Annotated in this window: 22 protein-coding genes; 7 read left to right on the top strand and 15 right to left on the bottom strand. The window is 68.5% G+C overall.

Features of this window, described 5'->3' with window-relative positions:
- Positions 1–82 precede the first annotated feature (82 nt).
- The 8 genes from ACN9M6_RS12755 to ACN9M6_RS12720 are packed head-to-tail and all read right to left on the bottom strand — an operon-like array spanning position 83 to position 7,689.
- Positions 83–1,975 (bottom strand): CocE/NonD family hydrolase, encoded by a 1,893-nt coding sequence (locus tag ACN9M6_RS12755; RefSeq protein ID WP_419163279.1) that lies wholly within the window; start codon positions 1,973–1,975, stop codon positions 83–85.
- Positions 1,975–3,159 carry an acyl-CoA dehydrogenase family protein gene (locus ACN9M6_RS12750; protein ID WP_419163278.1) on the bottom strand — a complete coding sequence of 395 codons (1,185 nt, stop codon included), beginning with the start codon at positions 3,157–3,159 and terminating at the stop codon, positions 1,975–1,977. Before ACN9M6_RS12750 ends, ACN9M6_RS12755 begins: the two co-directional genes overlap by 1 nt.
- The gene (locus tag ACN9M6_RS12745) at positions 3,156–3,383 is read right to left on the bottom strand and encodes a hypothetical protein (RefSeq protein WP_419163277.1); all 228 of its coding nucleotides are present in this window, start codon (positions 3,381–3,383) and stop codon (positions 3,156–3,158) included. The genes ACN9M6_RS12750 and ACN9M6_RS12745 overlap by 4 nt, the downstream gene beginning before the upstream one ends.
- Before the next feature lie 17 nt (positions 3,384–3,400).
- A complete protein-coding gene (locus tag ACN9M6_RS12740; protein ID WP_419163276.1) occupies positions 3,401–3,745 on the bottom strand; it encodes a hypothetical protein in 345 nt (114 codons plus the stop codon).
- Complete coding sequence (locus tag ACN9M6_RS12735; protein WP_419163275.1) at positions 3,742–4,776, bottom strand: isocitrate/isopropylmalate dehydrogenase family protein; 1,035 nt, start codon at positions 4,774–4,776, stop codon at positions 3,742–3,744. Before ACN9M6_RS12735 ends, ACN9M6_RS12740 begins: the two co-directional genes overlap by 4 nt.
- Positions 4,777–4,778: 2 nt before the next feature.
- Positions 4,779–5,444, bottom strand: a complete 666-nt coding sequence (locus tag ACN9M6_RS12730) for a hypothetical protein (protein WP_419163274.1) — start codon at positions 5,442–5,444, stop codon at positions 4,779–4,781.
- Positions 5,441–6,682, bottom strand: a complete 1,242-nt coding sequence (locus ACN9M6_RS12725; RefSeq protein WP_419163273.1) for a LeuA family protein — start codon at positions 6,680–6,682, stop codon at positions 5,441–5,443. Before ACN9M6_RS12725 ends, ACN9M6_RS12730 begins: the two co-directional genes overlap by 4 nt.
- On the bottom strand, positions 6,679–7,689 hold the full coding sequence (locus ACN9M6_RS12720) for a sugar phosphate nucleotidyltransferase (protein ID WP_419163272.1): 1,011 nt from the start codon (positions 7,687–7,689) through the stop codon (positions 6,679–6,681). The genes ACN9M6_RS12725 and ACN9M6_RS12720 overlap by 4 nt, the downstream gene beginning before the upstream one ends.
- A 54-nt stretch (positions 7,690–7,743) precedes the next feature.
- Here ACN9M6_RS12720 and ACN9M6_RS12715 point away from each other — a divergent pair, with 54 nt between their 5' ends.
- From ACN9M6_RS12715 to ACN9M6_RS12695, 5 genes are read left to right on the top strand one after another with little or no spacing between them, the layout of a single operon-like run.
- The gene (locus ACN9M6_RS12715; protein WP_419163271.1) at positions 7,744–8,244 is read left to right on the top strand and encodes a DUF1499 domain-containing protein; all 501 of its coding nucleotides are present in this window, start codon (positions 7,744–7,746) and stop codon (positions 8,242–8,244) included.
- Positions 8,241–9,140, top strand: coding sequence for a hypothetical protein (locus ACN9M6_RS12710; RefSeq protein ID WP_419163270.1), 900 nt, complete (start codon positions 8,241–8,243; stop codon positions 9,138–9,140). Before ACN9M6_RS12715 ends, ACN9M6_RS12710 begins: the two co-directional genes overlap by 4 nt.
- Complete coding sequence (locus ACN9M6_RS12705; protein WP_419163269.1) at positions 9,140–10,729, top strand: DUF445 family protein; 1,590 nt, start codon at positions 9,140–9,142, stop codon at positions 10,727–10,729. The genes ACN9M6_RS12710 and ACN9M6_RS12705 overlap by 1 nt, the downstream gene beginning before the upstream one ends.
- A 21-nt stretch (positions 10,730–10,750) precedes the next feature.
- Positions 10,751–11,419, top strand: a complete 669-nt coding sequence (locus ACN9M6_RS12700) for an SCO family protein (protein WP_419163268.1) — start codon at positions 10,751–10,753, stop codon at positions 11,417–11,419.
- 9 nt (positions 11,420–11,428) lie between these two features.
- Positions 11,429–12,211, top strand: a complete 783-nt coding sequence (locus ACN9M6_RS12695) for a cytochrome c oxidase assembly protein (protein WP_419163267.1) — start codon at positions 11,429–11,431, stop codon at positions 12,209–12,211.
- A gap of 7 nt (positions 12,212–12,218) precedes the next feature.
- Here ACN9M6_RS12695 and cutA read toward each other — a convergent pair whose 3' ends face one another.
- The 7 genes from cutA to ACN9M6_RS12660 form a co-directional block, all read right to left on the bottom strand.
- Positions 12,219–12,539 carry a divalent-cation tolerance protein CutA gene (cutA, locus tag ACN9M6_RS12690; protein WP_419163266.1) on the bottom strand — a complete coding sequence of 107 codons (321 nt, stop codon included), beginning with the start codon at positions 12,537–12,539 and terminating at the stop codon, positions 12,219–12,221.
- Positions 12,536–14,407 (bottom strand): AMP-dependent synthetase/ligase, encoded by a 1,872-nt coding sequence (locus ACN9M6_RS12685; protein WP_419163265.1) that lies wholly within the window; start codon positions 14,405–14,407, stop codon positions 12,536–12,538. The genes cutA and ACN9M6_RS12685 overlap by 4 nt, the downstream gene beginning before the upstream one ends.
- A 16-nt stretch (positions 14,408–14,423) precedes the next feature.
- The gene (locus tag ACN9M6_RS12680) at positions 14,424–14,861 is read right to left on the bottom strand and encodes a tetratricopeptide repeat protein (RefSeq protein WP_419163264.1); all 438 of its coding nucleotides are present in this window, start codon (positions 14,859–14,861) and stop codon (positions 14,424–14,426) included.
- A gap of 139 nt (positions 14,862–15,000) precedes the next feature.
- A complete protein-coding gene (locus ACN9M6_RS12675) occupies positions 15,001–15,678 on the bottom strand; it encodes a hypothetical protein (protein WP_419163263.1) in 678 nt (225 codons plus the stop codon).
- Between the two features lie 45 nt (positions 15,679–15,723).
- Positions 15,724–16,341 (bottom strand): GTP cyclohydrolase I FolE, encoded by a 618-nt coding sequence (gene folE / locus ACN9M6_RS12670; RefSeq protein ID WP_419163262.1) that lies wholly within the window; start codon positions 16,339–16,341, stop codon positions 15,724–15,726.
- A gap of 275 nt (positions 16,342–16,616) precedes the next feature.
- Complete coding sequence (locus ACN9M6_RS12665; RefSeq protein ID WP_419163261.1) at positions 16,617–18,914, bottom strand: TonB-dependent receptor; 2,298 nt, start codon at positions 18,912–18,914, stop codon at positions 16,617–16,619.
- A 142-nt stretch (positions 18,915–19,056) separates the two neighbouring features.
- Complete coding sequence (locus ACN9M6_RS12660; RefSeq protein ID WP_419163260.1) at positions 19,057–19,374, bottom strand: hypothetical protein; 318 nt, start codon at positions 19,372–19,374, stop codon at positions 19,057–19,059.
- Positions 19,375–19,539: 165 nt separating this feature from the next.
- Here ACN9M6_RS12660 and ACN9M6_RS12655 point away from each other — a divergent pair, with 165 nt between their 5' ends.
- Entirely contained in the window at positions 19,540–19,824 is a 285-nt protein-coding gene (locus ACN9M6_RS12655) for a hypothetical protein (RefSeq protein ID WP_419163259.1), read from the top strand.
- The gene (locus ACN9M6_RS12650) at positions 19,817–21,547 is read left to right on the top strand and encodes an amidase (RefSeq protein ID WP_419163258.1); all 1,731 of its coding nucleotides are present in this window, start codon (positions 19,817–19,819) and stop codon (positions 21,545–21,547) included. The genes ACN9M6_RS12655 and ACN9M6_RS12650 overlap by 8 nt, the downstream gene beginning before the upstream one ends.
- Positions 21,548–21,569: the final 22 nt, after the last annotated feature.

Genomic DNA, 21,569 nt, shown 5'->3' with positions numbered 1-21,569 from the left:
AGCGGATCGTTGCCTGCCGGGCATCCCGGAGCGGAAACGTGCGGCGAAAAAGGGAGACGGGCCAGAGCGGGGAGCTTGGATGCTAGCCCGGCGCGGGCCCTTCCGCGACGGGCAACTCGACGCTCGAGGGATGTGCGGCGGAGCGATAGACCCGCACGGTGGGCGGGTCGTCCGAGACCTCCTCGGCGTTGTCTCGGTCCGCCCCCATCACCGTCAGCCGGAGGCGGTGTCCGGCGTTGAAGACGGTCGAGGTGGGGTGCAGATCGAGCCTGAGTTCGGCCGGCGCGTCCGGGAGCGGCTGGACATCGCTCGCATAGCTGCGCTGGAAAGGGAGTCCGAGATTGTCCCACGGCGCCTCCGCCAGCGCGCGGTGCGAGGCACGCAGCACACCCTCGGTCACGTAGCGGGAGGCCCCGTCCGCGTCCACCTCCTCGAGCAGCACGAAGAAGTCGGCGTCCGGCTGCGATGAGGTCACCCACAGCGTCACCACGGGGTGACCCGTAACGGTCAGATCCGACTCCAGCGGCGGGGTCGTGTACGTCAGCGACTTCGCATCGGTCTCCCGCAGGTCCGGATACCGCATCTCCGGCGCCGCCCCGACGGCGTTGTCCCAGCGGGAAGACGTCCCGGTCGTCGTCGTGAAGTCGACCCTGTATTCGTCGAACGCTTCTTCGAGCGACGGGGCGTCGGGCGAGAGCCCGCCATCGTTGACCGAGGCGACGCTCCCGCTCGTCCCCGGCGCGAGGAAGAGGCGCCGGCTGGTCGTCTCCGGTGGCCACGCGTCCGTCGACGTCCAACGCCAGTCGCCGGGATCGTTCATGACCGCGTAGTGGATCGGGGCTTCATCGAGGACGCCGTTGTCGATGCCCTTGAGCCAGTAGTCGAACCACCTGTGCTGCTCGATGGCGTACAGGTGTATGCGCTCCGCCATCAGATCGGGATCGGGCATGCCGGCGTGGGGCCAGGCTCCGATGCCGAGTTTCTGGGGTCCCCGATAGTTCTCGAACCAGAGGACGGCGTCGGTGACGAAGATGTCGTACCACCCGTTCCAGTGGTACGCGGGGACGCGGGCTTCCAGCACGTCCTCGAGCACGCCGCTAGGTCCGTGGCGCTCCCACACGAGGTCGGGCGTCGCGTGATCACGGTAGCGCCCGGCGCCATACTGCTCGAGCACGTCCCAGTTGTCCCGGTGCTCCTCCATCGCCTGCCGCAGGAGTACGCCCTCCACGTCTTCGTCCACGGCCGGAGCCGGGATGGCGACATCGAACTCTCGCGTGAGACCGCCCCACTGCTGGATGAGGTCGTCCCGGTACACGCCTCCGGGGTAGATCACGTCGTACATGTCGAGGGCCGCGACGTCGGGGAAGATCGCCTTGAGCGCGGCGGGCTTGCCGGAGGCGGCCATGTACTGCGTGATCCCGAGGTAGGAGCCGCCGTACATCCCGACGCTGCCGTCCGACCAGGGCTGGGAGGCCAGCCACTCGATGATCTCGACGGCGTCGGCCGTCTCCGCCTCCGAGAACAACCCCTCGTAGCGACCGAAGGAGGCGCCGCTGCCCCGCACACCGGCGGCGGCCACGACGTAGCCGTGGAGGACGAGCCGCTGCAGATCCTCGTTGGCGTCGACCATGGAGCGGATGTCGGGAACCGGGTCCAGATCCGGCGCGATCACGCTCAGGATCCGGCTGGGATTTCGGTGGTAGCGCGAATGCGTCCACACGACCGGGAGCGGCTCTTCCGCCGCCACGGATCCGATCGCGGGCCGGGTGACCTCGACCGCCAGGCGTACCCCGTCGCGCATCTCGACGTAGCGGGAGGTCGTGACCCAACTCTCGTACCGGGGTTCACTGTAGCCTTCGTAGCGGCCGAACTCCGACACGAGGGCCGGAGACTCGCCCCGGGCTGCGTCGGTCTCGGGCTCGGGGGCGCACGCCGCCAGCAGCGCGGGGACGAGGATCGTGGCGATTCTTCTCATCAGTTGTAGGCGGCGAGTCCCGTCGCGTCGTGGCCGAGGATGAGCGCGTGGATGTCGTGCGTGCCCTCGTAGGTGTAGACGGACTCGAGATTCGCCATGTGCCGCATCGAAGCGTATTCGACGAGGATTCCATTGGCGCCCAGCAGGCGCCTCGCCTCGCGCGCGCACTCACACGCCATGTTGACGTTGTTGCGCTTCGCCAGAGAGACGTGCTGGGGGCGCATCGTCCCCTCGTCCTTCATTCGGCCCAATCGCAGCGCCAGAAGCTGGGCCTTGGTGATTTCGGTGAGCATCTCCGCAATCCGCACCTGCTGGATCTGGGTCTGCGCGATCGGCTTGCCCTCGAACTGGATGCGGTTCTTCGCATAATCGACGGCCTCGCGGTAGCAGGCCATGGCCGCGCCCACGGCGCCCCACGAGATGCCGTACCGCGCCTGGGTGAGACACTTGAGAGGACTCCCGAGCCCGCCGCTCCCCGGGAGAACGTTCCCGCGCGGGATCCGGACGTCCTGCAGCGCGAGTTCGGAAGTGTCGGAAGCGAGGAGGGAGAGCTTCCCCTTCTGGTCCCGGGCGGAGAACCCGTCCCGATCGGTCTCAACGAGGAACCCCCGGATCGAACGCGCGTCGTCCAGATCTCCGGTCTTGGCCCAGATCACCGCCAGGTCGGCCATCGACCCGTTCGTGATCCACATCTTGGCGCCGTTGAGGATCCACTCGTCTCCGTCCGCTACGGCCCGTGTGATCATGCCGGCGGGGTTCGAGCCGAAGTCCGGTTCCGTGAGGCCGAAGCAGCCGATGGCTTCGCCGCTGGCCAGCCGCGGGAGCCACTCGCGCTTCTGATCTTCCGACCCGAAGGCGAAGATGGGGTACATCACGAGCGCGCCCTGTACGGAGCAGAATGAGCGGATGCCCGAGTCCGCCCTCTCGAGCTCCTGCATGATGAGGCCGTAGGCCACGTTGTTGAGGCCGGCGCACCCGTACTCCTCGGGCAGGTTCGCCCCGAAGAAGCCGAGTTCACCCATCTGGGGGATGAGTTCGCGCGGGAAGGTTCGCTCGATGTAGTGGTGGGCGATCGTCGGCAGGACCTCCCGGTCCACCCACTCGCGGACCAGGTCCCGGATGGCGATCTCCTCCTCGTCGAGGAGCGCATCAAGACCGAAGTAGTCGACACCCTCGAAGCTCATTCGCGATTATCTCCCGAGTCTGGGCAGGCCCCGGCTGCCGCGGGGTTGGCGGCGGACGGTGCGCCACGGAAGCAGCGGAGGCCGAGCGCGATGCCGGCAGCGGCGAGGACGACGCCTCCCACCGCCCCCGGCCAGCCGTACAGATGTGCGTTGGCGAGGAGGACGAGGCCGATCATCGTCCCCAGCGCGGCGGCCGGGAGTCCGACCACAGTCCGGATGCCCATCGGGGTCGCCGGGCGGGCTACCTGCCGCGACGCCAACGTCCGTACCCCTTCACGACCTCGCGGCCGATTCGGAAGCCTAGATAATACGCGGCGGTCAGGGGCAGAGCCCAGGCGAAGGCGGGCAGATAGTCGACTTCGGGGAACCGCCTCAACCAGATCACGACCCACACGGCGAACGGGAGAGTGATGCACGCGGCGATGACGTGGCGCCAGCGGCGCATCCGCCGCTGCATGCGTGGCCGGCAGTTGCCGCACCAGCGGTCCTCGTCGAGCTGACTCTTCGGGAATACCTGGGCGCAGGCGTCGCAGAGCGCCCCCTGGAAATGCAGTTCCTCTACCCGTGCGCCCGGTGCGTCGGTCATGAGGTCGGCCGTTCCATCCGCTCGATCACTGCGTCACCGAACTCGACCGTGCCGGCGGATCCGCCGAGATCCCGCGTGCGTGCGGCGCCCTCGTCGAGCGTCCGTTGCAGGGCGGCGCGGACGCGCGCGGCGACCGGCGCCTCGCCGAGGTGGTCGAGCATGAGACAGCTCGCGAGCAGGAGCGAGGTCGGGTTCGCGATCCCCTGGCCCGCGATGTCCGGCGCCGACCCGTGCACCGCCTCGAAGATCGCCGCCCGCTCTCCGAGGTTGGCGCCGGGGGCGAAGCCCAGCCCGCCGATGAGCCCCGCGACCTGATCCGACAGGATGTCCCCGAACATGTTCTCGGTCACGATCACGTCGAACCGGTAGGGATCGAGCGCGAGTTGCATCGCGGTCGCATCCACGATCTTGTCATCGAACTCCACCCTCCCCTCGTACTCCGCCGCCACTTCGCGGCCCACCTCGAGAAAGAGACCCTGCGTGTACTTGAGGATATTCGCCTTGTGAACCAGCGTCACGAGACGGCGCCCGTGCGCAAGGGCGTACTCGAAGGCAAAGCGCACAATCCGTTGCGAACCGTAGCGTGTGATCAGCATGACCGATTCGGCGATGGCCCGGGGGTCGTTCTCCATCCCGATGAAGTGCTCGATCCCCGCGTAGAGGCCTTCGGTGTTCTCGCGCACGATGACGAGATCCACATCCGGGTAGCGGGCCGCTGGCAGGATGGTGACGGCGGGGCGCACGTTCGCGAACAGGTCGAAGTGTTTGCGGAGCGCCACGTTCACGGAACGGAATCCCGAGCCGATCGGGGTCGTGAGCGGCCCCTTGAGGGCCACACCGGTCGCTTCGATCGATTCGAGGGTGGCCTGCGGAAGGGGCTCGCCGACGGTCTCCATTGCGGTGACGCCGCCGATGCACTCTCGCCAGATGATGGGCGCACCCGCCGCTTCGAGGATGTCGAGGGTCGTCCGGGTGATTTCCGGACCAATGCCGTCGCCGGGGATCAGCGTGACGTCGTGCAGCGTCGTCATCGTCAGGAAGGCGCGAGTTGATCGGCTACGCGCAGCGCGAGCGTCGTCAAGGCGGTCGGCGAGGCGGCGTCCGCGGCGCTTCCCTCGATCGTGCCGTGCCACAGCACCGCGCTGCGCCGGACGTCGATGACGGCGACGAGCAGGACCGCCCGGCCGGTGGCCACGGAAACGCCGGCCGCCCGGGCCGCGGACGACTCGCCCTGCTCCGGCTCCCGGTACGACACCGAGAGCGGCAGCACGGCGACGCGGGCCCCGAACAGCGCGGCCACCTGCCGGAGCTGCGTATGGAGCGGCTCGTACAACTGCCGGTTCGGCGCCGGCGCTTCCAGCAGTCCGTGGTAGGCGAGCCGCCGCGGATCGACGCCGATCGCCGGATTGCGCGCGAGCCGCGTCTCGATGGCCGGCCCCAGCGCCCAGTCTCCGGCCCCCTTCTCCTCGCCGAAGGCGAACGCGAGTTCGGCGTCCAGAAGCTCGATCGTCCCGCGCCCGCTCCCGGTACCCCCGACCCATGCCCCTCCCGGCGCGGGAATGGCGGACTGCACGGGGAGTACGACCACGGGCACGCCGCCGGGCACCGTCGGCAGGCGTTCGGACGGCGCCTCCTGCCCGGCCAGCGCGGCCCCGCCAAAGACCGCCACGACGGTCGCCGCCGCGAGCGGGCGTCTCATGCCCGCGCCGCCTGCAGGCGCGCGATCTCACGCTCGATCTCCATGCGCGACAGCGTGTGATCGCACCGCTTGGCGAGCGCGAACACGGCCTCGCAGAGGGCCTCATCGTCCGGGTCGTATCCGTGCTGACTGAGCCAGAAGCGGACGTTGCTCAGACCCGAGACGGGTGAGATTTCGATGACCTGGCTCCGCCCCACGATCGAGGCGGGGACGCCACTGTAGACGCAGTCCTCCAGCCACCCGTCCCCCTTCTGCATGGCCTTGATGATGGCCGCCGCGTGGACGCCGGTACCGGTGCGGAAGGCGTCATCCCCGATGACGGGATAGTTGTACGGCACCTCGATCCCGCACATCTCCGCCGTAACGCGGCAGTACTCCGGCAGCCGGTCGATCGGGTGGTTGTGTGCCCCGAGCAGATGGAGGTTCACCAGCAGTAGATCCATCTCGACGTTGCCGATCCGCTCGCCGATCCCGAGCGCGGTGCCGTGAACGCGGTCCACACCCTCCTCGATCGCCGCCAGCGCGTTCGCCAGACCGAAACCGCGGTCGCGGTGCCCGTGCCAATCGATCTTCACGGGCTCTTCCGTGCCGGCCACGAAGTCCTTCGCGAAACGGACGAGCCGACGAACTCCGTGCGGCGTCGCGTGGCCCACGGTGTCCGCGAGGCAGATCCGCTTGGCGCCCGCCTCGACCGCGGCCGAGAAGAGCCGGACCAGCGTCTTCGGCCGCGACCTCGTCGTGTCTTCCGTCACATACATCACATCGAGGCCCTCGCCGACGGCGAACCCGATCGCGTCGCGGGTGGCGGCGAGGATGCGGTCGACATCCCAATCCTCGGCGTACTGGCGAATGGGCGAACTGCCGATGAACGCGCCGACTTCGAGGGGGAGGCCGGTCGCCTGCTGGATCCGCGCGATGGGTTCGATGTCGGCCCGGACGGTACGTGCCGCCGCGTTTGCCGCGATCGGCAGGTCGTGGTCGATGATCTCCCGCGCCAGCGCGAGCACGGCATCGTACGCCCTCGGTCCGGCGCCCGGGAGCCCGATGTCGGCCGAGTGGATGCCGAGGTCCACCATGATGTGGAGGAGTTCGATCTTCTTATCGATGGGAGGGTCAGTGACGGACGGGTTCTGGAGCCCGTCACGCAGCGTCTCGTCGTCGAGTTCGACTTTCACAGCTGCGTAGTCATGGCTCCCCGGCAGCTGGTTCCAGTCGTAGATGAGCTCTTCCGGCTTCACTCTGAACATCTCCCTGCCCGCCCGCACGCTTCGACGGTGCCGTCGTCTCCGACGCTCACACGTCCGCGCACGCCCCGCAGGACCACGCGATCGCCCACAAGGGAGTCTACGAGGTCGCAGTCCTCGATGACGCTCCCGCGGCCGATGATCGTGTCGCGGATCCGGGAGCCGTGGATGCGACTTCCGGAGGCAATGCTCACGTTGGGTCCGAGAGCCGACTCCTCGATCACGGCGTCGGAGGCTACCGCCACCGCGCCGTCGACCGAGACCGATACCGGGAGATCGGGACGGTCCCCGTGTCCCCGCTCGAGCATGATGCGGTTGGTCTCGAGCAGCGTCTCCGGCTTCCCGCAGTCGAACCATCCGTCGACTTCCGCCGTATAGAGACGGGCACCGTTGTCGATCATGTATTGGAACGCATCCGTCAGAAAGTATTCACCCATGTTCGGGTCGCGGCTCAGCACATGCCGAACCCCTTCGAACATCAGGTCATGATCCTTCACATAGTAGAGACCGATGTTGGCGAGCTTCGAGACCGGCTCACTGGGCTTCTCGATGATCTGCTTCATATACCCGGCCTCATCTGTGAGGATGACGCCGTACCGCTGGTAGTCCTCCACCTCCCGGGCCCAGATGATCCCGGAGGCATCGGCTTGGCGCTGCATCACGCTGAAATCCGCGTCGAAGAGCGTGTCGACGAACACGATGAGAATCGGGCCGGTCACGTAGGGTTCGGCCAGTGCGATGGCATCGGCCGTGCCTCGCTGCCGGAGCTGCTCGACGTAGGTGACCGCGAGCCCCGGCAACTCCTCCGCCATGTAGGCCTGGATCCGGGGCGCCAGGTGTCCCGTGATGAAGATGAAGTCGTCGACGCCCTCGGCCCGAAGCTGTTCGATAACGTAGGAGAGGACGGGCCGGTTGGCCACGCGCAGCAAGGGTTTCGGACGGGAGTGGGTGTGGGGACGGACCCTTGTACCCTTTCCCGCCAACGGTATTATGGCCTGCATGTTCAACCGTCGATTGCTCGGGGGAGTCGCTCCGCGGACGGGGGTCGGGGGGCCGTGCCTTCCGGGCTCCGCCGGGCGGCAAGCTATCCGGCCGCAGCGGGCGCTGGCAACCGCGGAAACGCGGACGGGACCGTGACCGAGGGGCCCCCCGAAGCGGCGCCGGCCGGCGGCCTTGCCCGCTGGTTTCGCGAGAACTCGGCGGATACGCGCCACCCCGGCGGACCCGAGCCCCGGCTGTACGAAACGCCGTTCTCGGATGTCTGGGATGAACTCCTCAGGTACGTGGATCGGCGCAGGTGGTGGAGGCTCGCTCACCGCGACGAGAGCCTCGGCCTGATGAGCGTCCGATGCGTGTTCCCCATCCTGCGGTTCGTCGACGACCTGACGATCTGGGTCGCACTCGACGCGAACGGTCTGACGCGCGTCGAGGCGTTCTCGCGTGCGCGGCGCAGGGACTTCGATCTGGGCGCGAACCGGCGGCGGATCCGGCGCATGCTGCGGTCGGTCGACCGGGCCCTCGGCCCGGCGGCCAGGCTGCCTACGGGGGCGGAGTGACTCCCCGCGCGCTGTCCCTGGCGGCGTGCGCGGCTGTGATCCTCGGCGCGTGCGCGACACCCTTCCCCGATGGAGACGCCGAATCCAGCGGCGAAACCGATGGTGGGCTGCTTCCCGCGCCGGTCGACGCACGATATCTGACGCACCTGCTCTTCGTGGCCGCCGATGGGAATGCGTTCGTCGGGTCGTTCGACCAGACGGCGCGGGGAGAGCGGTTGCTGCGTCACTACGACGTGCGGGTGGCCGGCGGTGGTCCCTGGGAGTCGCTCATTCAGGCGAGCGACACGTTGCCGGTGCCGCGGGCGGCCTGGCGTCTGTTGCCCGCTCCGGGAATGACCGTGCGGGTCGGCGACGCCGGTCAGGTGGTGAGCCTCGGCTTCCCGGGCGCGGGGGCCGGAGAGCAGGGTACGGTTCGGCTCGTCGCGGGCGAAGAGGTCTCGGTGTGGACGGGCCCGACGGGCCAGAGAGAGTCGCTCGGCATCGCGGTCCTCCAGACCGGAGAGCGGTCGGAGCCCGGCATCCTCTTCTTCCGGCGGGCCGCCCGGGCGCTCAGCATCCCTGGTACCGCGGCCGGTGGCGAGACGTTTCTGTTCGCCGACTCCCTCGGGAACGGACTCCTCATCCACTCCGGCACCGCCCGTCAACCGGCTGTGGCGCACACCTGGCTGCACGGAATCGAAACGGCCTGGGGTGACGTGACGCTCGAACCGCTGGATCCTGTCTCCGGCTCGTCCTGGCGCTTCGATGTCTCCGGCACGGAGCTGCGGGGGACGCTTCGGCCGGTCGACGAGGACGGTTCGGTCGCCTCCGACGCGGTTCTCATGGAGGCCATTCTCTACATCGGGGATGAGGAACTTCATCTCACTGGACTCTCCGCCACGCTGCCGTCTCCCTGATGGAAATCGACTGGCTGCGCGCCGCCGTCACAGTGGCTTTCGGCGCGCTCGCGGGCGGCATCACGAACCGGGTCGCGGTCTGGATGCTGTTCCATCCGTACCGACCACCGAGTCTCTTCGGCCGACCCGTGAGCTGGCTGCAGGGGGCCGTGCCGAAGAACCAGCAGCGACTGGCCGATTCCGTCGGGAGTGTGGTCGGCGGCGCCCTGCTCACCCCTGAGGACATCGCGACCGAGCTGGGGCAGCTCGAGACCGCGTTCCAGGAGCGACTGCGAGAACTGGCGATCGAGTTGACGGCAGGCGAACAGCCATCGTTGGCGGACCTCCTGCCGGAACCGGCCCTGCTCGAGATCCGGCGTCTTCTCGTGCGACTGCTCTCGGAGGGGCGAGAGTTCCTGGCCGGCGCCCTCGATTCACCCGAATTCCGGGAGGAGGCGTCGAGGCTGCTCGATTCGGTGCGCGAGTCCCTGAGCGAGGAACCCCTTTCACGGACGATAGAGCCGGAGCGGGTCGCTGCCGTCCGCAGGGCCGTCGAGGGCTGGCTGGCGGGGCTGCTCGATTCGGCCGCCTTCGAGGCCACGGTGCGGCGCCATCTGGACGAGGCCGCGGGGCACATGCTCAGCTCCCACCGGACGTTCGAGCAGCTCATTCCGCCCGGCCTGCTCGCCGCTCTGGAGCACGCGGTCAAGGACTACCTCCCGGTCGCAATGGGTCGCCTGAGCCGGCTGCTCGACGACCCCGGGGCCCGCGAGCGGATCGAGCGCCTGATCGGGGAGCTGCTCGACCGCTTCATGCAGGACCTCCGGTTCCACCAGCGGGTCGTGGCGCGCTTCATCGTCACCGAGGAAACGGTGGCGCGGGCGCTGAACACGCTGCAGGAGGAAGGGGCCGATCGCGTCGGGACGGTGCTGCGGGAGACGGAGGTGCAGGCGGCCATCGCACGGAACGTCAACGAGGGTGTAGTCGAATTCCTCCGGCATCCCCCCTCGGACGTGCTCGGGGCGGCTGGCGATCCGCAGGTCGAGAGCGCCCTCGATTCGATCTCGGAGTGGCTCGTGGCCGCGGCCCGCGACCCCGCTTCGCGGGCGTTCCTGCTCGATCGCATCGAGGACATCTTCGAGCGCTTCGGCGAACGTACCTGGGCCGATGTGCTGCGGGCCGTGCCGGCCGACCGGGTGGCGAGCTCGCTGGCGCACGGGTTCCGCTCCGACGCCGGACGCGCGATGTTCGACTCGATCGCCGAGCCGTTGGCCGACCGTATGCTTCACACGCCGATCGGCCGACTCGACCGCTTCCTGCACGAGGACGCCGCCGCCCGGCTCGCGGACACGCTGGCCGCGCCCGCCTGGGACTGGATCGCCAGACGGGTGCCGGAAGTGGCGGGGCGGATCAGGATCGCCGACCGGATCTCCTCGAAGATCGAGGGCTTCTCGATCCGGCGAATCGAGGGGCTCGTTCGCGACATCAGCCAGCGTGAGTTCGACCTCATCGTGCGGCTGGGATACGTCCTCGGTGCCGTGATCGGAACCGGACTCGTCATCCTGGACACTCTGCCGGTCCTCGAGTTCATCCGGGGCCTGCTGGGCTAATGATCCGAACATGATCCGAACATGATCCGAACAGGTTTCGTCACGGCGTTCGTCGTCGTGGCGCTCGGCTGCGAGACGCCCGACTCGGCCTTCGATCGCACCGAGGGCGCGGAAGGTCTGCGCGGCCTCGCGCTCGAGCGCCCGCTCGAGGCACCCGGGTTCGCACTCGCGGATACCGAGGGGCGCCTCTACGACTTCCGGACCGAGACCGAGGCGTCGCTCACCCTGCTCTTCTTCGGCTATACACACTGCCCGGACATCTGCCCGGTCCAGATGGCGGTGCTCGACGCGGCGCTCGACGATCTCGCGTACGCGGACCGGAGGGCGGTCGAGGTCGTGTTCGTGACCACCGACCCGGCACGCGACACGCCCGAAAGGTTGCGGGCATGGCTCAACCGCTTCGATGCGTCGTTCGTCGGACTGCGTGGAGACATGGAGACTGTGAACGAAATCCAGGCCGGCTTCCACCTTCCCCCGGCCGTGATCGAGGAGACCGCCCCGTCGCGGCCGCGCGACGAGCCGTACTTTGTCGGACACGCAACCCCGATACTGGCGATCACCGGTGACGGCATCGTGCGGGCGCTCTATCCCAGCGGCGTCCGACAGACCGACTGGCGACACGACCTGCCCCTGCTCCTGCGTCTCAACCGGACCCTGGCGGGGCCGGGGGACCCGGCAGGCGGCGGCTGACGGCACCCCATGCAATGGTGGTGCGCGGCACAGGGCATCCCCTGGAGCTGGTCGTGGCGTCCCTACCCGGGCGTGTGGCTCTTCATCGGCCTCCTATGTCTCGCCTACCGGCGCTTCACGCGCGGCTCGCGGCCCACGAGGCAGGAGTTCGCGCGGTTCGCGGCCGGCACGCTCGTCCTGTGGGTCGCCCTCGACTGGCCGGTGGGTGCGCTGGGGTCAGGGTATCTGGCTTCGGTGCACATGGTGCAGTTCCTCCTCATCGCGCTGCTCGCGCCGCCGCTCCTCATCGCGGGTCTCCCGCGGGCAGCCCTGGAACGGGCCGGCGCCGGCGCTGTGGCGCCCTTCCTGGCCTTTCTCACGCGGCCGCTGGTCGCGCTGCTGCTCTTCCAGACGATCGTCGTCGCGACCCACTGGCCGGGCGTCGTCGACGGGCTCATGAGTTCACAGGCCGGCTCGCTCGGACTCGACATGGCCTGGCTGGGCGGCGGGCTGACGTTTTGGTGGCCGGTCGTGAGCCCGGTCCCGCACCGGCCGCGTTTCCCGTTCGGGGTCCGGATCTGCTATCTGATCGCGAGTACGGTGCTGATGACGCTCCCGTACATCTTCCTCACCTTCGCGGAACTGCCGTTCTACGCGACGTACGAACTCGCGCCTCCGGTCGGTGCGCTGTCCGCGGGCGAAGACCAGCGGCTGGCAGGGCTGATCATGAGAATCGGCGGCGGTGCCATCCTGTGGACGGCCTCCGGCGTTCTGTTCTGGCTGTGGTACCGCTCCGACCGCGAGGCGACCTGATTGGCTGCTAGTGCGCCACTTCCTTCGATACCCAATCCAGGTACGGCGGAGAGCCGGCGGAGACGGCGAGAAAGAGGATTTCGGGCACATCGTAGGGGTGGAGTTCGCGGATCCGCCGTTCGACGGCGCCCACGCGCGCGGACGTCGTCTTGAGGATGCCGAGGGCTTCCGAATCCTCGTTTAGAGCGGAATCCCAGCGGTAGACCGAGGTCACACCCTCGACCACGTTCAGACAGGCGATGAGGCGTTCGTCGACCAGCGTCCGCCCCAGCCGCACCAGTTGCTCGCGATCGGGCCCCGTCACGAGCCCGACCACGACCTCGCTCACGGGCGGTCCCTCTCCTTCTCACGCTCGCTCATGGCGTCTTCGGCCCGTTCGTACAGGGCGTCGATCGCGTCGGCGAAACGGGTCTGGATGACGCGGCGCTTCACCTTGAGCGTCGGAGTCAGCTCCCCACCCTCGATCGTGAACGGACCGGGTACCACGAGCAGCTCGCGAGGACGCTCATAGTGCGCAAGCTCGGCGCAGCGCTCGCGCACGGCCCCTTCCAGCAGACTCCGGGTCTGGGGGTCAGAAGCCAGATCGGCGTCTGCCGCCTCCTCGACCCCGTGCAGCTGCGGGCGGAGGACCGTGTACTCCGGCACGATGACCACGATCGGGAACTTGCGCTGGTCGCCCAGCATCACGGCTTCGGCGACCAGCGGATGGCGCTTGATCTCGGCCTCGATCGGTTGCGGCGCGATGTTCTTGCCGTAGGCCGTGATCAGGAGGTCCTTCTTGCGGTCAGTGATTCGCAGGTATCCGTTTTCGTCGATCTCGCCCACGTCGCCGGTATGGAACCAGCCGTCATCGTCGATGGCCTCGGCCGTCGCCTCGGGCTTGTTGAAGTAACCCGCCATGATCTGCGGCCCGCGGGCGAGGATCTCTCCGTCTTCGGCGATACGGACCTCGGTGCCGGGAATCGGCTTTCCGACAGTGCCGAGCCGGATGGCATCGACCGGATTGAACGAGAGGGCCGGCGACGTCTCTGTGAGCCCGTAGCCCTCGACGACCGGGAGGCGGGCGGCGAAGAAGAACCGCCCGACGGGGAGCGGCAGCGGGGCGCCCCCGCTGATGAAGTACCGAATCCTCCCACCTGTCCGCGCCCGCAGCTTGCTGAATACCAGACGGTCCGCGAGGGCCGCCTGCACGGCGAGGATGGGGCCGATCCCGCGTCCCTCGAGCTCCGCCATCGCGCGGCGCTCTCCGACCCGCCGCGCCCAGCCGAAGATCTTCTCCTTCGCGCCGCCCGCTTCCCTCGCGGCCCCTTCGGCGCTCTCGAGGACCTTCTCGAACACGCGCGGCACCGCCGCCATGAACGTGGGCGAGACTTCCCCGAGGTCACGGGCCACGGTAGTGGGGGATTCGGCGTACGCGACCGTGACGCCGGCGCACCACATGATGTAGTGGCCGACGGTCCGCTCGAACACGTGCGCGAGGGGGAGGAGCGCCAGGGCCACGTCGGTGGAACTGATCGGAAACACCCGCAGGGCCATGTCGGCGTTCGAATGGAAGTTGCCGTGGGTGAGCATCACCCCCTTCGGGTCCCCGGTGGTGCCCGAGGTATAGATGAGCGTCGCCAGATCTTCCGGCCTCGTCTTTCGCGCGTGAGGCTCGTAGGTCGACGCCAGTGCATCGGGCGCGGATTCGCCGAGGCGGGAGAGTCCGTCCAGTTGCATCGTCTCGGGGGCGGACCCCGCGGGCGACGTCACCGGCTCGAACGCGATGGCCAGCTCCAGGTCGGGGAGGTCGCGTTCGATCTCCGCGAGCTTATTGCGCTGCTCCTGATCTTCGACGAACACCGCCCGGGCGCCGGAGTCGGCGAGGATGTACTGGATCTGCTCGGACGGGAGTACCGGATAGACGGGCACGGACGTCAGCCCCGCCATGATGAGGCCCCAATCCGCCACAGCCCACTCCAGGCGGGTTTGCGAGAGGATCGCGACCCGGTCTCCCGGTACGAAGCCCTTCGTCCGCAGCCCCAGCGCGATCGCCCGCGCGCGGTGTCCGATCTCGTCGGTGGAGGTCGAGATCCAGACACCATCAGGTCCTCGCGTACGCGCCGCGTCGTCGCGTGGGCGGGAGAGGCCGTCGAGAAAGAGTTCGGGGAGGGTGCCGGGCCGGTAGTCTTCCGGCAGTGGACTGGAGACGTGCACGCGACCGCGACGCCGCCTAGTGGGCGACCGGCTCGGCCACCGCCGCGCCAAGCCGCCGCAGCGTGCGCCGGGCGTGCTCCACATGCTTCGGTGCCTCGCGGTCCGAGCGCGCGTGAGCCAGGAACTCCTGAAGGTGCCGGGTAGCCTCTCCCCGAGCGCCCTTCCTCAGGAGAAGAAAGGCCAGGCCGTAGTGGGCGGCCGGACTGCGGGGACGCTCTTCGAGCGCGGCCTCGTAGGCCCGGACTGCGTCGTTGGTCAATCCGATATGCGTGTAGACCACGGCCATCTGTTCCAGAGTGGCGGCGTGCTGCGGTTGGTACTTCAAGAAGAGGCGAAACGAGGTCAGCGCCTCGTGATAGAGCTCCTGTCGAACCAGCTGGACGCCTTCCTCGTAGTAGTCCGGCTGGTCCAGGACGTGATTGCCGTTCCTGCTCCAGATCTTCCACCGCGCCATACCCCCACCCTCCCCGGAGCGCCTCGGGACACCCGCCCCCGATCCTGACTGGCCCGTACCTCGGATACTCAACGGAGAGTATAGCGTATTATCGCGGCGGAGCAACGTTTCGCGGTTCGTCACCGGATCCGGAGCGTGATCAGCGGCGCTCGCCGACCCACGCCGTCGGATCGGCGGCCAACTCGTGGAACCCGGAGTCGGCGAGGGAGTCGAGGTCCGCGGGGGTCGGCGAGGTCACGACGAGCCGCGCCCCGGGGCGTGCACAGCGCTCGGCCTCGGACAGGCTCAGCGCCACTGGACCCGCCATCGCGACCCCGTGCAGGGCGCCCGACCGGACCGGCCAGCCGTCCGGCGCAGCGCCCCGAAGCGGATCTACGCCGGCGGCGAGATCTTCGATCTTCGTGGCGCTGGACTCACCCGCATCATCCAGCCAGGCAAGGGCTTCGAGGCGGTCGCCCATGTGGGCGACCCGGGCGGCGTGCGCGGCCGGACCGGGCCCCAGCAGGACGACCATGCCGGCCCGGTCGGTCACGGCCAGCAGCGCGCCGATGAGTAGTGCGGTCTCCGCAGCCGGGCTCGGCGGAGGCGGAGCGGGGACGGACCCGGCAGCCGACACGGCCTCGGAAGCCCGCCGCGCGGCCCCCGAGAGATCGAACCGCATCGTGCCCCCGCGGATGGGTACCTCGATCTCGCACAGGGGACAGCCGAGCCGCCCTTCGATGACGCGGCGCGCCTCGGCCCGGTCGACGAACGCCACCAGTCCTGCCGAACTCCGGCAGTCGGGGCAGTCGAGTACCTCGGCGAGTTCGATGAACACCGGCGTGGCCCGTCCCGGCAGGCGGGCAGCAGCCCGCCCCGCCCGCTAGGCGTCGGGCGAGTGCGCCAGACGCAGGAATTCCTCGCGCGTCCGGTGATCTCGGCGGAACAAGCCCCGCACGGCGCTGGTGATCGTCTTCGAGTTCTGCTTCTCAACCCCTCGCATCATCATGCAGAGGTGCATGGCTTCCACCACGACCCCGACACCTTGCGGCTTCAGAACGTCCTCGATCGCCCGGGCGATCTGTTCGGTCAGGCGTTCCTGCAGCTGAAGCCGGCGGGCGAACACATCCACGATACGGGGGAACTTGGATATGCCGACGATGCGTCCATCGGGGACGTAGGCGATGTGCGCCTTGCCGAAGAAGGGCAGCATGTGATGCTCGCAGAGCGAGTACACCTCGATGTCCTTGACCATGACCATCGAGTCGTGGGGTTCTTCGAAGATCGCGGTCCCGATCACTTCCTCGACCGTCTGCGCGTACCCGCGCGTGAGGAACTGCAGCGCTTCGGCCACCCGCTCCGGCGTCCGCCTCAGACCTTCGCGCCCGGGATCGAGACCGAGCAGTTCAAGCTGTTCGCGGACGAGACGCGCCAGAGGTTCGTCGACGGTGAGCCGACTCCTCGGGTCCACTCGACGACGCGCCAGGCCTTCTTCACTCAAGACGCCCTCCAATCGTGGTGCGTGCTCCCCGCGACCTCACCCCGGATGCAAAAGGGGCGACCCGTAGGCCACCCCCTCTGTAGAAGCAGATGCAAGGTGATTTCTTGAAGCCCTCCGCGAAACGGTTCGGCCCCTGCCTTCAGTCTTCGCCGTCCCCCGCGGGGCATGACGTCCGCCTCCGGATCGGAGCCTTTATGGGCAATTGTTGGCTCAAGAAATACGGCCTCGCATCCCTTGTCCTGAACGTTAGCGCCGCCGCCGCCGCCCTGCAAACGCTAGAAACTCAACTGGTACGTAAGGCGCACCTCCCGGCCGGGAAGGGGCGCCAACTCCTTCAGAAACGACGTGTGACTGCGCGCCTCCCGGTCCGTCAGGTTCGTGCCCGAGAGCACGATGTCGTGCGCGATCCGACCCTGGAAGATCCGGTATCCGAGACTGGAGCGGACCAGCGTGTAGCCGTCCGTGGGCTCCTCGAACGCGGCCACCCGATCCTGGCCGCTCACACGCCTGACCTGCACGTGACCATGCCACGTCGGCGACTCGTATCCGAGACCGGCGCCGAAACGAAGCGGAGGGATTCGTGGAAGCGGCCGATCGGTCTCGGTCAGTTCGGCACGCACGTAGTCGCCCGAAGCGTCGAGCACGAAGTGTCCGTCACCGTAGTGAAACAGCTCCACTTCGGTATGCACCTCGAATCCCGTGAAGACCGCATCCGCCTGAGACCAGCGCGCCACCGGCAAGCCGTCCTGCTCCGCGCCCGTGAACGCCTGGTAGGTAAACCCGGCGAAGGAGTTCGAGAATACGCTGAGTTCGGCGCGAACCGAGCCGCCATCGATCCGAATCCCGGCGTCGAAGCTGTATCCGGTCTCCGTCGCCAGGTTGGGATCGCCCAGTTCGAACACCTGCGTCGCCAAGTGCGGACCGTTGGAGAACAGCTCTTCGGCGGACGGCAGTTTCGCCGAACGGGCCGCGCTGAGGACGAACGAAACGACGTCTGACGTACGGAACGCGCCCCCGAGCGACGCGGAGAGTCCCTGGTCGGTCCTCCGAGTGCCGACGCCTTCGGCCTCCGTCCTGCGCGTCTCGATCCTCGTACCGGCCTGCAGTCCGACGCGCCCGAGGTCGAACTCCTCGAACAGGAACGCCGCGAACTGGAAGGTCGAGGTGGGAGGGACGAAGGCCTCCTCGCCAATGGCCTCGAAATCCCGGTTCTGCGCGTGGATCCCGAACGCGCCCCGGCTGCCCTCCGCGAGTACGTGTTCGGCGTGAAGCCGTCCTTCCCATTCATTGTTGAAGAACCGGGTCTCGATGTCGCGGTCGCCCGATGCCTCGTCGACGAGGACTTCGAAGTGCTGATAGTCGGCGACCCCGAACCTGGCCTCGATTCCCTTCAGGAAGTCTCCGCCGAGACGCCACCCTGCCATGAAGTCGGCACGCCGTTGGCGGAGATCCACGCGCACGTCGCCTTCGCCCTCGTCCTCCTCCCCGTGTCCGTGACCGCCGGGAACGCCGTAGTCGCTGTCATACCCGAGGAAGGACACGCCGATGAAGCCGTTGTCGCCGACATAGGACAGGCCGCCCGCGACTCTCGACGTCTCGACGGAACTGTTGTCCAGGATCCCCGGGATCGCCTCTTCCTCCTCTTCCTCCTCGGCTCCGGGCCCGTGATCCTCATCGATGGCGGCAAAGCCGGGGATGGCGTAGTCCTGCGTGTTCCTGTACAGCCCGCTGAGATGCACCGCGACCCTGCCTGCCGCGCCGTCGATCCGGCCGGCGAGATTCCGCTCATCGGCCACGGTGCCGCCGCGCAGTGTCATCGAAGCGGTCAGCGGGTGGGCGGGCAGCTCGTTCGGCACACGCCCGTCCACGATGTTGACGACGCCACCGATCGCGGAACTGCCGTAGATCAGCGTGGCGGGCCCGCGGATGACCTCGATTCGGTCTGCAGCCATCGCCTCCACTCCCGGGGCGTGGTCGGGGCTCGTCGTCGACGCGTCACCCGACCCGAGCCCCGATTCCAGCACGCGAACTCGCGCACCGCCGAGTCCGCGAATGAGCGGTCTCGAGCTGCCCGGCCCGTGGTACGACGAGTTCACACCGGGCTGGTCGGACAACGTTTCGCCGAGGCTTGTGCGGGCCGACGCCTTGAGATCGATCCCGCGCACCACGTGGCTGGGCGTGTACAGATCCGACTGCGTGCCTCCCGCACCCACCGAGACGATGAGTTCCTGCCCGTGGAAGAAGAACGAGACGACGACGACGACCTCGGTGATCTCTCCGGCGACGACAAGGGCTCTGGCCAGGCCGCGGCCGGCGCGGGCACTTTCGACCTCGATCAGGTAGTCCCCGGCGGGAACGTTGGAGAAGCGGGCTTCTTCCGCGCCCTCGATGTGCATGGCCCGTCCCAGCCCGACGATTCGCACGTCGGCTTCCCCCACGGGGTTCTCGAATGCGGACACGACGCGGACACGAATCTCGCCCGACTGCTGGGCTTCGATCGCCGTGGACGCGGCGAGGCTGGCTGACACGGCGAGACACACGGTCCACAGGCCGCCTGCAATTGATTTCTTCATTGCCCTCTCCTGATCCGTTCGTCCGCGGTCTGTGCCCCGGACGGCCGGATCACCTCCTGGCTGATGAACGCGCGACACGACGAGCCGACCGCGACATGGTCGGCGACGGACTCTGGCGTGTCAGGCTACGGAGTTCGGTCGGTTAGAGAGCGAGAGAAGCGGGAGGAGCGCGGGCTCGATCCGTTGTGGCAATCGAGGGCTGGAAGGCGAGCCGGGAGTCGAACTCCGGCGGCGTCCGCCGGTCTTCGAGCTTCAGATCGGGGATCTGCGCGGGGGCAGTAACGACAGGAGCCTGCTGCGTTGACACACAGACGGCACACGCGGCCGGTGATTCGGCCGTATCGGTGTGGCTGTGTTGGCCCGCCATCGCGCCGACGACGATGAACGACAAGGCGAAGGCGATACCGGCCAACGCGAGCGGGCGTCGCATCTGCCCCGTTGCGTGGTGTCGGTAAGCCATGGGTCACTCCTTTCGCCCCGCGCGCCGCGGTCCCGCAGGGGCCGCGGTCCGCTCTCAAACTAGGTGGTCGGGCTTCCGCCGGTAAGCGGGGCCGCCTGCCCCCGGTGGCGCAGGTCCGTCGCCGGAGTCATGATCCTGTCGAACCCGTTTCCCAACGGAGGCCACATGGCCCGCCGACAGCCCCCCCCGCAGCCCGAAGCGCTCGTTCAGGAGCTGACGGACGAACAACTGGACGCCTACATCCGCACGCGCCTGACGCTGCTCGGCGTGGATCTGTCGGTGCTCCCCGACGACGACGAAGATGCGCCGGCGGATCAACGCCGTATCATGGCTTCCGCCCGCCGCTTTCTGCGGTCGACTCCGGGCGCCATCGCCGACGTCGAGTTCGACCCGCTGGGGCCGGCTCCCGCCATCTATCCCGCCGAACTGAGCGCGTGGAACCGTGGGTGAACTGAACCGGCGACGCTTTGTTGAGCGCATGACGGCGCTGACCGCAACGGCGCTCGCAGCGCCGCAGGCGCTGGGGGGCAACGACGCCCCCGCCCGCGCCCGTCGAGCCGCGCGGAACATCGAGGTCGATCTGCCGGCCCCGGACCGCCCTCAACCGACCGATCTCACCGAACTCACGCTCGCCGAGGCGGCGCGCCTCATGCGTGATGGCGACGCGAGCGCAGTCGAACTCGTGGAGGCCTATCTCGGGCGGATCGGACGCTGGGATCCCCGCTACCAGGCGTTCAACACGGTCATCTCCGAGGCCGCCCTCGAAGCGGCGCGGGCCGCCGACCGGACGCGCGGGCGGGCTCCCCTGGCGGGGGTGCCGCTGGCGATCAAGGACAACTATTTCACTGCCGGGGTCCGGACGACCGCGAACTCGTTCATCTTCGAGGACTTCGTGCCGGATTTCGATGCGACGTCCTGGGCGCGGCTTCGCGATGCCGGTGCGATCCTCCTCGGCAAGACGCAGATGGGACCGCTCGCGACCACGGCCGCTTCGACGCCCACGGGGGATCGTACGACGGTCAACGCCTGGGCCCCTCACCACGAGAACGTGAGTCCGGGAGGTTCGTCGAGCGGGTCGGCGACGGCGGTCGCGGCCCGCATGGCCGCGTCCAGCACCGGTACCCAGACGGGCGGATCGATCACCAACCCGTCGAACGCCCAGGGCCTGACGGGCATCAAGCCGACCATGGGCCGGGTCTCACTGTACGGGATCCTCCCCCTCACCTACACGCGCGACCACCCCGGCCCTCTGGCGCGTGACGCCGTCGACGCCGCGGTGATGCTGCAGGTCATGGCAGGCCCCGATCCGGCGGACCCGCGGTCGCTGGGCCTGCCGCCGGTCCCGGACTATGTCTCGGCCGTTCGCGTCTACGGTCGGGAGGGCGGCCGGCGGCTCGTCCATCCTGAGCGCGGCGGGCCGGTCCGGATCGGCGTGCTGCCGGGCTTCCTGGATGAGCCCGAGCCCCCATCCGCGCCCGAGCCCGATCCGGACCCAGATGTCGATCGCATCGGGAGTTCCTTCCCCCGGCGGGAGCGGACGCAGGACGCGTACCGCCGGGAGGTCGCCACGGTGGAAGCGAGGCGGCAGATGCTCGCGACGCTCGAGGCGCTGGGGTGCGAGGTCGTCGAACTCGACTTCCCTACGCACTGGGAGACGCTGACCAGCTCCAGCTTCAACAACGTGCGCCTCCCGGAGCGCTCCGAGATCTTCCTCGAACACCTCCGCGATGACGTACGGAAGTTCGGGGTATCGCTCTCTCCCTGGATCAACGGACTGCTCCTCCCCGCCGCGGAGTACGTGCGTGGATCGCGATCCCGGCTGGTCCTCCTGAAGGAGATCCTCGACGAGGTGTTCAGCCGGTGCGATCTGGTGACCCAGACGGCGCCCTTCCCGTTCGACATGGTGGGGCTGCCGCTGATCGGTTTCCCGATCGGCTTCGAGACCGAGTCAACGGGCCATCCAAGGCCGGTCGGCGGGATGTTCGGGGCGGAGCCCTACGCGGAGCACCACCTGCTGTCGGTCATCGCGGCCTACCAGCGCGCGACGGACTGGCACCTGCGGCGTCCCGCCAACCCCGACGCGCTGCGGCCCGACGAGGGAGGTCGTGGCGGCCCGGGTCCGGGCCCGCCAGCGCGATACGACCTGTTCGATGTGATGGAAAGGGGCGAATAGCGGCCACCCGGCCCGGCGCGGC

Origin of the sequence: Candidatus Palauibacter sp., from assembly GCF_965197445.1 — a bacterium.
Classification (GTDB): domain Bacteria; phylum Gemmatimonadota; class Gemmatimonadetes; order Palauibacterales; family Palauibacteraceae; genus Palauibacter.
The sequence above is the reverse complement of the archived record's forward strand: the minus strand, read 5'-3'. Positions and strand labels throughout refer to the sequence as shown.

Excerpts from the sequence above, each read along its gene's own strand:
- ACN9M6_RS12680 (WP_419163264.1), bottom strand. The coding sequence starts at position 14,861 with ATGGCGCGGTGGAAGATCTGGAGCAGGAACGGCAATCACGTCCTGGAC.
- ACN9M6_RS12735 (WP_419163275.1), bottom strand. The coding sequence starts at position 4,776 with ATGACGACGCTGCACGACGTCACGCTGATCCCCGGCGACGGCATTGGT.
- ACN9M6_RS12660 (WP_419163260.1), bottom strand. The coding sequence starts at position 19,374 with ATGGCTTACCGACACCACGCAACGGGGCAGATGCGACGCCCGCTCGCG.
- ACN9M6_RS12740 (WP_419163276.1), bottom strand. The coding sequence starts at position 3,745 with ATGACCGACGCACCGGGCGCACGGGTAGAGGAACTGCATTTCCAGGGG.
- ACN9M6_RS12665 (WP_419163261.1), bottom strand. The coding sequence starts at position 18,914 with ATGAAGAAATCAATTGCAGGCGGCCTGTGGACCGTGTGTCTCGCCGTG.
- ACN9M6_RS12695 (WP_419163267.1), top strand. The coding sequence starts at position 11,429 with ATGCAATGGTGGTGCGCGGCACAGGGCATCCCCTGGAGCTGGTCGTGG.
- ACN9M6_RS12705 (WP_419163269.1), top strand. The coding sequence starts at position 9,140 with ATGGAAATCGACTGGCTGCGCGCCGCCGTCACAGTGGCTTTCGGCGCG.
- ACN9M6_RS12655 (WP_419163259.1), top strand. The coding sequence starts at position 19,540 with ATGGCCCGCCGACAGCCCCCCCCGCAGCCCGAAGCGCTCGTTCAGGAG.
- ACN9M6_RS12700 (WP_419163268.1), top strand. The coding sequence starts at position 10,751 with ATGATCCGAACAGGTTTCGTCACGGCGTTCGTCGTCGTGGCGCTCGGC.
- ACN9M6_RS12730 (WP_419163274.1), bottom strand. The coding sequence starts at position 5,444 with ATGAGACGCCCGCTCGCGGCGGCGACCGTCGTGGCGGTCTTTGGCGGG.
- ACN9M6_RS12745 (WP_419163277.1), bottom strand. The coding sequence starts at position 3,383 with ATGGGCATCCGGACTGTGGTCGGACTCCCGGCCGCCGCGCTGGGGACG.
- ACN9M6_RS12750 (WP_419163278.1), bottom strand. The coding sequence starts at position 3,159 with ATGAGCTTCGAGGGTGTCGACTACTTCGGTCTTGATGCGCTCCTCGAC.
- ACN9M6_RS12720 (WP_419163272.1), bottom strand. The coding sequence starts at position 7,689 with ATGCAGGCCATAATACCGTTGGCGGGAAAGGGTACAAGGGTCCGTCCC.
- ACN9M6_RS12755 (WP_419163279.1), bottom strand. The coding sequence starts at position 1,975 with ATGAGAAGAATCGCCACGATCCTCGTCCCCGCGCTGCTGGCGGCGTGC.